We start from the raw sequence: 11,022 nt of genomic DNA on the forward strand, positions 1-11,022 counted from the left end.
GCGGTGCTGACCGCGATGGCCCGCCAGACCCTGGAGCAGCGCGACGACGCGGTGTTCCTGACCGCGCTGCGGGCCGAGCACCCGGAGGCGGAGACCTTCGCCGGGTTCCTCGGGCAGGCGCACAACGCGGGCGTACGGGTGGACTGGGCGGCGTACTACGCGGGGACCGGTGCGCGCCGCGTCGGCCTGCCCACCTACGCCTTCCAGAGGGAGCGGTACTGGCTCACCACCGGCGCGGGAACCGGTGACGTCGCCGCGGCCGGACTCGGCCCGGTCAGGCACCCGGTCCTCGCGGCCGCCACCCGGCTGGGGACCCGTGACGAGTGGCTGTTCAGCGGCCGCCTGTCCACCGACATCCAGCGGTGGACCCAGGACCACGTCGTGCAGGAAGTGACGATCGTTCCCGGCACCGCACTGGTCGAACTGGCGCTGGCCGCGGGTGAGCGGACCGGCTGCCCGGCCCTCGACGAGCTGGTGGTGGAGGCACCGCTGCTCCTGGAGGACGGTGTCGTACGGCAGGTGCAGGTCACCGTCGGACCGGCGGACGACAACGGCCGCCGCGACGTCGCCCTCTACACCCGCCCGGAGCACGGCGGGGACGACGAGCCGGCGGAGACCATCTGCCACGCGCGGGGCGTCCTCGCCCCCGAGGCCGAGCCCGTGGCAGCCGAATGGGCGGTCCAGTGGCCGCCCCCGGGCGCCGAGGAGGCGTCGGTCGACGAGCTCTACGCGGGCATGTCCGACCTCGGTTACGACTACGGGCCCGCCTTCCAGAGCGTCCGGGCGGTGTGGCGCGCGGGCGACGAGGTGTTCGCCGAGGTGGCGCTCCCGGACGGCACCAGCGGCGACGGGTTCGGGATCCACCCGGCCCTGTTCGACGCCGCCATGCACGGCAGCCTGCTGCAGCGGGGTGCCGACCAGACCGCGCTGCTGCCGTTCTCCTGGTCGCACATACGCCTCGGTACGACCGGGACCTCCCGGGTCAGGGCCCGCGTGAGGACCGAGGAAGGCACCGCGCTCCGGGTCGACATCGCCGGCGAGCAGGGCGAGCCGGTGCTGAGCATGGACCGGCTGTACATGCGTCCCCTGGAGCCGTCGCAGCTCGCCGACGGGGGCCGGGCCAGGCGCAACGCGCTGTTCGAGCCGGACTGGAGCGAGGTCACGCCCGCCCCGGCCACGGCACACGTGGTGGTCCTCGGCGAGGAGTTCGCCGACCTGGACGCGCTGGAGCAGGCGATCGCCGACGGCGCGGAGGCGCCGGAGACGGTCGTCGCCACGGTCGCCACACCGCCCGGTGACGGGCCGGATGCCGTACGGGAAGCCGTGACCGACGCGCTCGGCCTGGTCCAGCGGTGGCTGGCCCTCGAGTGGCTGACCGGCGCACGGCTGATCGTCGCGACCCGCCGCGGTCTCGCGGTCGGTGACGAGGCGCCGGATGCCGCCCAGGCCGCGGTGGGAGGTCTGGTGCACAGCGCCCAGGCCGAGTTCCCCGGCCAGTTCGTCGTGGTGGACGTGGACGGGACCGAGGACCCGGACTGGGCGGCGCTGGCCGGTCTCGACGAGCCGCGGATCGCGGTCCGTGACGGCCGCGCACGCGTACCGCGCCTCGCACGGGTCTCGGCGGTGCCGGACACGACGCCCGCGTTCGACGGAACGGTCCTGGTGACCGGCGGCACCAGCGGCCTGGGCGCGGTGTTCGCCAGGCACCTGGTGGAGCGGCACGGTGCCCGGAGCCTGCTGCTGGTCAGCAGGCGCGGCGGGGCCGCCGAGGGCGCGGACGAGCTGGTGGCCGACCTGGAGCGGCTCGGCGCCCGCGTGCGGGTCGCCGCGTGCGACGCCGCCGACCGCGAGCAGGTCGCCGGACTGCTGGCATCGCTGGACGAGCCGCTGGCCGCGGTCGTGCACGCGGCCGGTGTGCTGGACGACGGCGTGGTCGGGGCGCTCACCGCGGAGCAGGTCGAGCGGGTGATGCGGCCCAAGGTCGACGCTGCCTGGCACCTGCACGAGCTGACCGCCGGGATGGACCTGTCCGCGTTCGTGTTGTTCTCCTCCGCCGCGGCCGCGATCGGCAGCCCCGGCCAGGCGAACTACTCGGCGGCCAACGCCGCGCTCGACGCGCTCGCCGCGCGGCGGCGCGCGGCAGGGCTCCCGGCCGTCTCACTGGCGTGGGGCCTCTGGTCCGACACCACCGGTATGGCCGCCAGGATGGACGAGACCGACCTCGCGCGACTCGAGGGGATGGGCCTGCGCCCGCTGTCCGCCGAGCTCGGGCTGGGGCTGTTCGACCAGGCGCTCGGCCTGGACCGGCCGGTGCTCGTCCCGGTCCAGCTGGACCAGGCCGCGCTGCGGCGCCAGTCGTCGGCCGGGCTGCTGCCCGCCCTGCTGCGCGGCCTGGTGCGGACCTCCGGCCGCGCGCGGACGACCGAGTCCCTCGCCCGGCGCCTCGCCGGCGTCGCGGAGGCGGACCGGGCCGGCGTCGTGCTGGACCTGGTCCGTGCCCAGGTGGCCGTGGTGCTCGGCCACGGTTCGGCCGACACGATCGACCCGGACCGCGACCTCCAGGAGCTGGGCTTCGACTCGCTGAGCGCGGTCGAACTGAGCACCCAGCTCAACAAGCTCACCGGACTGCAGCTCGACGGCACCCTCGCGTTCGACCACCCGACGCCGCAACTGATCGCGGAGCACCTGCTCACCCTGGTGGCGCAGCAGGCCGGCGAGGACGGACCGGCGGCGGGAGGCGCGCCGCTGTCGGAGGAGGACGAGGTCCGGGCCATGCTCGCCGCCATCCCGATCGAGGACCTGCGCGAGACCGGGCTGCTCGAGACGTTGCGCGACCTCGCGGCCGCGGTCCGGGCCCCGGTGAGCGGCTGATGCCGGCCGCCCGGGCCACCACCCCCGACGAGCCGCCTGCCGCGGCCGACACCGAGCGCACACCACACCAATCCACGAGGGGCCGGAACGGAATGGACACCCGCAGTACCACGACCGACACCGGGCCGAAGAGGCCCGCGGTTCCCGCATCCAGCATCCGGGGGCCGAGGACGACCACGATGATGCAGTACGTACAGCTGTTCCGCAGGCCCGGCGAGTACATGATGGATTGCCGCCGCAAGTACGGGAAGCAGTTCGAGCTGAAGGTCTTCCCCGGATACAAGCTCTACGTGCTGTCGGACCCCGAGGACGTCAAGCAGATGTTCCTCGCCCCGAGCGACGTCCTGCACACGGGACGGGGCAGCGCCTCGCTGGAGAAGTTCTTCGGCCAGACGGGGCTGGCCTGGCTGGACGAGAAGGAGCATCTCGCCCGGCGCAAGGGGATCATGCCCTCGGTGCGCGGCAGCGCGCACCAGCGGACGGAGGAAGCGGTCCGGCGCATGGCCCGGGAGGCCGTGGCGGGCTGGCCGCGCGGCAAGGCCGTCGCCCTCCGCCCGTACGTGCACAAGTTCACGATCCAGGTGATCCGCGAGGTCGTCTTCGGCAAGCACGTGCCGTCCTGCTGGGACGAGCTGTTCGACGTCATCTGGGAGATGCTCAAGCTGAACGCGAGCGTCGCGACGATGATCGAGACGCACGAGATGTCGCCGCTCGGCGTCCGCCTGCTCCGGGCGATCCGGCCGCTGGGCCTCGACCGCTTCTTCAAGAACCGGGACCGCTGCGACCAACTGATCGCCCAGGCGATCGCCGAGCGCGTGAACTCGGGCGAGCCCGGCGACGACATGCTCGCCATGATGCTCGGCATGACGACGGAGGACGGCACTCCGCTCAGCGCCGTCGAGTTGCGCGACGAGATCATGACCATGTTCGTCGCCGGCACCGAGACGACCGCCGCGGCCATCTGCTGGTCGCTGGAGCACCTGACCCGTGAACCGGCCGTGTTCGAGCGGCTCCTCGCGGAGATCGACGAGGGCACCAGTGACGAGTACCTCACGGCCACGGTGATCGAGTCGCTCCGCAGGTGGCCCCCGAACCCGCACATCATCCCCCGTGAGGTCGTCAAGCCGATCGAGATCGGCGGGGTGCGTTACGAACCGGGCTCCATGCTCTGGGCGAGCGCCTACCTGGTGCACCACGACCCGAGGGTCTACCCGGACCCCTACGCGTTCCGGCCCGAGCGGTTCCTCGGCGTCAAGCCCAGCACCTCCACCTGGATCCCGTTCGGCGGCGGCCGGGTCCGCTGCCTCGGCGACCGGATCGCGATGGTGGAGATGAAGGAGGTGCTCCGCGAGCTGCTGACCACGTGCGACCTGCACCGGCCGGACATGACACCGGAGGTGCCGGTCGGCCGCTCCGTCACCATGACGCCGAAGCGCGGGGCCCACCTGGAGCTCCGGCCCCGGAGGAACCGGCCCCGGCGCGTGGCGGAGGCCGGCGGTTAGCAGAGCCGGCGCGGCCCAGGGGCCTGCCACAGTGGCCGCCGTCGCAGGGACGGGCCGGCACGGCGACAACGGACGGATGGGGCACACCCGATGAGGGTCCCGAACAGCGAGTACACCGGAAGACCGTGGCGGATCCACGAGTTCGCACCGGACTTCGAGGTGGAGGACGTCTGGGCCCTGCCGACACCCGGCGGGCCGGACGAACTCGCGCGCTTCGTGCGGGGGTTCACGGCCAACGGCGACGAGGAGAACTCGGGTTTCATCATCCGCAACCTCTTCCGGGTCCGCTGGACGCTCGGCCGGCTGTTCGGGTGGGACCAGGAGAGCGAGGGCGTGGGACACCGCGTGAGGTCCCTCCGGGACAGGCTCCCGGAGGACCTCCGCGACGGGCCGCGCGGCCCGGACTTCGCCTCGCTCCCCTTCACCGCCGTCTACCAGACGGACACCGAGTACGTGGCCGAGCTGGCCAACCGGACCGTGCACGCGTTGATGCACATCGGCTGGGTCCCGGACGGCACGGGCACCTACTACGCCCAGATGGCGTCGCTCTGGAAACCCAACGGTCTGCTCGGACAGGCCTACAGAACCGGTGGCAAGCCCCTGCGCCGCCTCTTCGTCTACCCCCAGTTGAGCCGTGCGGTCGGAAAGAACTGGCCGCACTACACCTGACATCCCCGCAGCTCAGCGGCGCACGGCCCGCTGACTGCACCCACAAGAAACGAGGCTCCACCCGCGATGACTACCCTGCCAGGCTGGAATTTCGAGAAGTTCGCCGAAGGAATCCGGGCGGCCGGCATGGCCGAGCCGCCGGTGTCCGGAGTGATACCCGGACCGGTGCACGGCACCGACCGGATGATCACGAACCTCGCGTCGGTCAACTTCCTGGACCTCCAGCGCCGCGAGGACGTGATGAAGGTCCTCCTCGACGCCACCCAGCAGTACGGCCTCGCCACCGGCGGCAGCCGCATCCTCCAGGGCGTCATGCCCCCGCACATCGACATGGAGCGGACGATCGCGGACTACCTCCAGAAGGAGTCGGCGATCAGCTTCGCGACCGGAACACTCGCCAACATCGGCTTCATGAGCGCGATGGCGGGCACCCAGTCGCTCATGAAGGGCCTCTCGATGGTGAATCGGGACGTCGTCTTCGTCTTCGACCGGGACGCGCACTGGTCGCTGTGGAAGTCCGCGGAGAACCTGAAGTTCGGCGAGCGGCTGTTCGCCTTCGAGCACAACTCGGTGGAGAGCCTCGAAGCGATCCTCAAGAAGCTCCGCGGCAAGCGCGTGGTGGTCGTCTTCGAGTCGGTGTACTCGATCGACGGCGTGGTCGCGCCGATGCACGAGATCGTCGACGTCTGCGAGAAGTACGGGGCCCTCTCGTACGTGGACGACGCGAACGGTTTCATGGTCTACGGGCCGCCGCACCGCAAGTTCCACCAGGAGTACCAGGGGCTGCTCCGGTCCACCTTCATCATGGTGTCGCTGAAGAAGGCCGTCGGCCTGGAGGGCGGCCTGATCGCCGGCCCCAAGGACGCCATCACCTCCTTCGAACTGCTCTCCGGCGCGAGCGCCTTCACCGCCGGTGTGCTGGCTCCCGCGGCGGCGGGCACGGCCTACATCTCCCGGCTCCTGGCCTACGAGGAGCCGGAGATCGTCGACAACTACCTGGCCAAGGTCGCCGACTTCCGCAAGCGGCTGCTCGACGAGGACCTGCCGATCACGGACACGGAGACCTGCTTCACCTCGCTCGTCGTCGGCGACGAGCACAAGTGCCTCCAGCTGTTCGGCGCCTACCTCGAGCACGACATCCGGGTCCCTCCGTACGTGTACCCGGCGGCCCGGCGTGCCCAGGCCGTGCTGCGCATCATCATCAACGCCTCGCACACCGAGGAACAGCTGGACCACTTCATCGAGGTTTCCAAGAAGCTGCGGGACAAGAAGCTCTTCTGACCACCACCGGGTTCGCACCGGATGTCCACGCTCGTCCTCACTGGGTTGGGAGAGGTCTGCACAGATGAAGGGGAACAAGGCCGAAGGGCGGTCCGCCCGGGCGATAGGTCCCGGTACGCACGCCGTCGTGACGGGTGGTTCCAGCGGGATCGGCCTGGCCACGGCCCGGCTGCTGGCCGCCAGGGGCGCACGCGTCTCGCTGATCGCGCGTACCGCGTCCCGGCTGGACGAGGCCGCGGCGCAGCTCGCGAAGAGCGGCGCCCGGGTGGCCACCGCGGTGGCGGACGTCACCGACCGGGCCGCGGTGGAGAAGGCGATCACGGAGCTGACCGCCCGTCAGGGACCGTGCGACATCCTGGTCACCTCGGCGGGCATCACGGAGGCGGGCTACTTCCAGGACCTGCCGGACAGCGCCTTCCGCGAGGTCATGGAGACCGACTACTTCGGCACGCTGTGGCCCGTCCGGGCGGTCGTGCCGTCGATGATCGAGCGCCGGCGCGGCACCGTCATCGGCGTGTCCGCGGTCGTCGGGATCGCCGGCACCTTCGGCTACACGGCCGTCAGCCCGGCGAAGTTCGCCGTGCGCGGCCTGCTGGAGGCGCTGCGTGCCGAACTCAACCCGTACGACGTCCACGTCGGCTTCATCTGCCCGCCCGACGTGGACACCCCGCACTACGCGTACGAACGGCCGCGGCTGCCGGTCGAGACCAAGGAGTTCTCCAAGGCCATGAAGCTGATGCCGCCCGAACAGGTGGCGGCCGGGATCATCCGCCTGATCGAACGACGCAAGACCCGGATGGTGCCCGGTGCGGTGAACCGGGTGGGCTCGGCCGTCTCCGTGATGCTGCCCGGCGCGCTCGAGTGGTTCGTCGACCGCACCGTCCGCAAGGTGCGCCGGGACCGGCCGGCCGGATACGCAGCCGCGGGCGACGTCCGCACACCGTAGAAGTTCATGCGTGGCGATGGCCGACCGCGCGGGATACAGGAGAGGGAGACAGTGAAACAGGGCGAGCGAAGGACCGATGGCACGGGGGACCGCGCCGTCGCCGTGGTCGGCATGGCGTGCCGCGTTCCGGGGGCCGGTGACGTCCAGGGCTTCTGGCGCCTGCTGCGCGACGGGGTGGACGCCATCACCGATGCTCCCGCGGACCGGTGGTACGACGTCCCCGACCTGGCGCCGTACCGCAGGGGCGGCTTCCTCGACGGGGTGGCCGACTTCGATGCCGCGTTCTTCGGGATCTCCCCGCGCGAGGCCGTCGCCACGGACCCGCGCCAGCGCCTGGCGCTGGAGCTCGGCTGGGAGGCGCTGGAGGACGCGGGCCTGGTGCCGGAGGAGCTGCGCGGCAGCGACACCGCGGTCTTCCTCGGCGCCACGGGCGACGACTACGCGTCGCTGGTGCAGCGGTACGGCACGGACGCCGTCTCCCACCACTCCCTGGCCGGGCTGAGCCGGGGGCTCATCGCCAACCGGCTCTCCCACGCCTTCGGGTTCCACGGACCCAGCCTCGCCGTGGACACCGGCCAGTCGTCCTCACTGGTCGCGGTGCACATGGCGTGCGAGAGCCTGCTGTCCGGGGCGAGCCGGCTTGCCCTGGCCGGTGGTGCGCACCTGAACCTCGCGCCGGAGAACACCCTGGCCTTCGCCCGCGCGGGCGCGCTGTCCCCGGACGGCCGCAGCCACACCTTCGACGCCCGCGCCAACGGGTTCGTGCGTGGTGAGGGCGCCGGCGTCGTCGTCCTCAAGCGACTCGAGGACGCGATCGCCGACGGCGACCCGATCGCCTGTGTCCTGCTCGGCAGCGCGGTCAACCACGACGGCGACGACGAGGCCCTGACCGTGCCGAGCGGCCGGGCGCAGCAGGCGCTGCTGCGGCAGGCGTACGCCAGGGCCGGCGTGGACCCCCGGCAGGTGCGGTACGTCGAACTGCACGGCACCGGAACCCGGGTGGGCGACCCGGTCGAGGCGAACGCGCTGGGCTCGGTGCTCGGCGCGGGCCGGGACGCCGGGCAACCGCTCCTCGTCGGATCGGTGAAGACGAACATCGGGCACCTGGACGCCGCCGCGGGTGTCGTCGGACTGATCAAGGTCGCCCTGTCGGTCAAGCACGGTGCGCTCCCGGCGAGCCTCAACTTCACCGGGCCGAACCCGGCGATCCCGATGGCGCGGTGGGGCCTCGAGGTCAACACCGGCACCGGTCCCTGGCCGGACGGCCCGGACGGCGCCCCGGGGATCGCGGGTGTCAGTTCCTTCGGCGTCGGCGGCACGAACTGCCACGTCGTCGTCGCCGCGCCACCCGCCGCGACCGCGTCCCCCGCGGCGACCGCTCCCGCCGGACCGGCGGCCGGGGCCGCGCCCGGATCCGCGGCGGAACACCCCTCCCGCCCGGTGCCGGTCGTGGTCTCCGGCAGGTCCCCGGAGGCGTTGCGCGCCCAGGCGGCGCGACTGCGGGACCGGGTGGCCGCCGACACGGACCTGAGCCCGGCGGACGTCGGCTGGTCCACGGTCACGACACGGTCGGTGCTCTCCGACCGCGGTGTCGTCGTCGCCGCCGACCGCACCGAACTGCTGGCCGGCCTGACCGCGCTGGCGGCGGGCGAACCGGCGGGCAACGTGGTGGAGGGCTCGGGCACCCCCTCACCCGGTGTCGTGTGGGTCTTTCCCGGCCAGGGCTCCCACTGGACGGGCATGGCCCTGGAACTGTGGGACTCCTCGCCCGTGTTCGCCGCCCGCATGGCCGAGTGCGAACGACTGCTCGGCGACATGGTCGACTGGTCGCTGCGCGACGTGCTCGGTGACGAGGCCGCGCTGGAGCGGATGGACGTGGTGCAGCCCGCGCTGTTCTCGGTGATGATGGCGCTGGCCGAGGTGTGGCGCTCGGTCGGCCTGGTGCCCGACGCCGTCGTGGGCCACTCCCAGGGCGAGGCCGCCGCGGCCTGCGCCGCGGGCATCATCTCCCTCGCCGACGGGCTGCGGCTGGCGACCCTGCGCAGCCGGGCCATCAACGCGGGCATCTCCGGCCGCGGGATGATGGTGTCGCTCGCGATGCCCGCCGAGGAGATCGCGGCGCACATCGCCGGACGGGACGGGGTCTCCATCGGAGCGGTCAACGGCCCCAACGCGGTGGTCGTCTCCGGCGAGATCGCGGCGGTGCGCCAGGTCAAGGCCGAGTGCGAGGCCCGCGGCATCCGCACCAAGGTGATCCCGATCGACTACGCCTCCCACTCGGCGCAGGTGGAGTCCATCCGGGACGAGATCCTCGCGATCGCCGAGGGCATCGCCACGACCGACAGCGGTGTCGCCTTCTACTCCACCGTGCGGGCGGGCCGGATGGACGTGGCCGAGCTGGACGCCGAGTACTGGTACCGGAACCTCCGTGAGCCGGTACGTTTCGCCGACACCGTCACCGCGCTGGCCGACGCGGGCCACGGTGTGTTCCTGGAGGTCAGCCCGCAGCCGGTGCTGACCATGTCCATCCAGAACATCGTGGACGACGTGGTGGTGCAGGGCACGCTGCGCAGGCACGAGAACGAGTCGCGACGCCTGCTGCACTCGATGGCCGAGCTGCACGCCAAGGGCGTCGCCGTGGACCTGCGGCCGCTGTTCGACGGCGCTCGCCGCGTCCCGCTCCCCACCTACGCGTTCCAGCGGCAGTCCTTCTGGGTCTCCGGAGAACACGGCCAACAGCCCGAACCACCGCGGCCCGACATCGCGACCACGGTCACGGCGTCCGCCGCGGCGGAGCCCCGGTCCGCGGCGGCCGGGTCCGGCCGGCTCGCCGAGCAGGACCTCGCAGCGACGGTCCGTTCCCACGTGGCGGCCGTGCTCGGACTGGCCGGCGCCGCGGCGGTCGACACGGGCAGCACGTTCCGCGAGCTCGGCTTCGACTCGGTGACCGCGGTGGAGCTGAGCGGCCGGCTGGGCCGGGCGACCGGGCTGCAGCTGCCGGCCTCGCTGATCTACGACCACCCGACCCCGCGCGAGGTGGTGCGGCACCTGCGGGAGCAGCTGTCCGGGGCCGGGCCGGGGGAGCACGCGAACGAGACCGCCGGGTCCACCGCATCCGACGAACCGATCGCCATCATCGGCATGGCCTGCCGGTACCCCGGGGGCGTGACGTCCCCGGACGGCCTCTGGCGGCTGGTGACCGACGGCACGGACGCCATCACGCCCTTCCCGGACGACCGGGGGTGGCCGCGGTCCGGCACGGACTACGCCAGGGTCGGCGGCTTCCTGCGGGACGCCGGGGACTTCGACGCCGGGTTCTTCCGCATCAGCCCGCGCGAGGCGCTGTCCATGGACCCGCAGCAGCGGCTGGTGCTGGAGACGGCATGGGAAGCGCTGGAGCACGCCGGGCAGGACCCGGCCGCGCTGCGCCGCAGCCGGACCGGTGTCTTCCTGGGCGCCATGGGCCAGGACTACCTGCCGCGCCTGTCCGAGGTCCCGGAGGAGCTGGCCGGACACGCGCTGACCGGAGGCGCGGCCAGCGTGCTCTCCGGTCGCGTCGCCTACACCCTCGGCCTCGAGGGCACGGCCGTGACCGTGGACACCGCGTGCTCGTCGTCGCTGGTGGCACTGCACATGGCCGGGCAGTCCCTGCGGTCCGGCGAGAGCTCCCTCGCACTGGCCGGAGGTGCGACGATCATGTCCACACCCGGCATGTTCGACGAGTTCGCCCGGCAGGGCGGACTCGCGGGCGAC

Annotated in this window: 6 protein-coding genes; all 6 read left to right on the forward strand. The window is 72.5% G+C overall.

All coding sequences use genetic code 11. The features are described from left to right. Positions 1 to 2,871 (forward strand): type I polyketide synthase (locus IH00_RS0132865; protein WP_031079727.1); only part of this gene is annotated, 2,871 nt, incomplete at its 5' end. A gap of 179 nt (positions 2,872 to 3,050) precedes the next feature. Continuing rightward, the gene (locus IH00_RS39145) at positions 3,051 to 4,373 is read left to right on the forward strand and encodes a cytochrome P450 (RefSeq protein WP_052411824.1); all 1,323 of its coding nucleotides are present in this window, start codon (positions 3,051 to 3,053) and stop codon (positions 4,371 to 4,373) included. A gap of 90 nt (positions 4,374 to 4,463) precedes the next feature. Next, a complete protein-coding gene (locus tag IH00_RS0132875) occupies positions 4,464 to 5,042 on the forward strand; it encodes a DUF2867 domain-containing protein (RefSeq protein WP_031079729.1) in 579 nt (192 codons plus the stop codon). Between the two features lie 66 nt (positions 5,043 to 5,108). After that, entirely contained in the window at positions 5,109 to 6,323 is a 1,215-nt protein-coding gene (locus IH00_RS0132880; protein WP_031079730.1) for an aminotransferase class I/II-fold pyridoxal phosphate-dependent enzyme, read from the forward strand. Positions 6,324 to 6,387: 64 nt separating this feature from the next. Beyond that, positions 6,388 to 7,269 (forward strand): SDR family oxidoreductase, encoded by an 882-nt coding sequence (locus tag IH00_RS0132885; protein WP_052411826.1) that lies wholly within the window; start codon positions 6,388 to 6,390, stop codon positions 7,267 to 7,269. Positions 7,270 to 7,275: 6 nt separating this feature from the next. Then, on the forward strand, positions 7,276 to 11,022 hold a 3,747-nt coding region (locus IH00_RS44535), incomplete at its 3' end, for a type I polyketide synthase (RefSeq protein ID WP_420710961.1).

Origin of the sequence: Streptomyces sp. NRRL S-118, from assembly GCF_000716335.1 — a bacterium.
Lineage (GTDB): Bacteria > Actinomycetota > Actinomycetes > Streptomycetales > Streptomycetaceae > Streptomyces.